The 414-nt window shown below is 63.3% G+C and carries 1 protein-coding gene; it reads right to left on the bottom strand.

All coding sequences use genetic code 11. The features are described from left to right. On the bottom strand, positions 1-414 hold a 414-nt coding region (locus P0D89_RS54125; RefSeq protein ID WP_408379853.1), incomplete at both ends, for a phage lytic cycle repressor MrpR family protein.

Raw genomic sequence — 414 nt, 5'->3', positions numbered from 1 at the left:
GTGAGCCTCGTGCCAGTATGCACGCAGGATCTCGAGCAGCCGCGGCGAGAGCATCACGTAGCGATCCTTACGGTTTTTCCCCTGGTTCACCCGGATCACCATGCGCTGGCTGTCGATATCGGTGATCTTCAGGTGCACGACTTCCGACACCCGCAGCCCGGCGGCGTAAGCGGTCATCAGGATGGTGCGCTGCTTGAGACTGGCGATCGACTCGAAGAAGGTGGTGATCTCCTCCAGGCTCAGGACGACCGGCAGTCTGAACGGCTTCTTCGGCAGTGGAAAGTCCTCGTCGCTCCAGGGGCGCTTGAGCGTCACGCGGTAGAGGAAGCGCAGTGCGCCGATCGTTGGACCGAGGCTGCCGGGGGCCAGCTTGCGTTCCTCGCGAAGGTGGACGAGCCAGGCCCGGATCTCCAA

This window comes from Paraburkholderia sp. RL18-085-BIA-A, assembly GCF_046027075.1.
GTDB lineage: Bacteria > Pseudomonadota > Gammaproteobacteria > Burkholderiales > Burkholderiaceae > Paraburkholderia.
The sequence above is the reverse complement of the archived record's forward strand: the minus strand, read 5'-3'. Positions and strand labels throughout refer to the sequence as shown.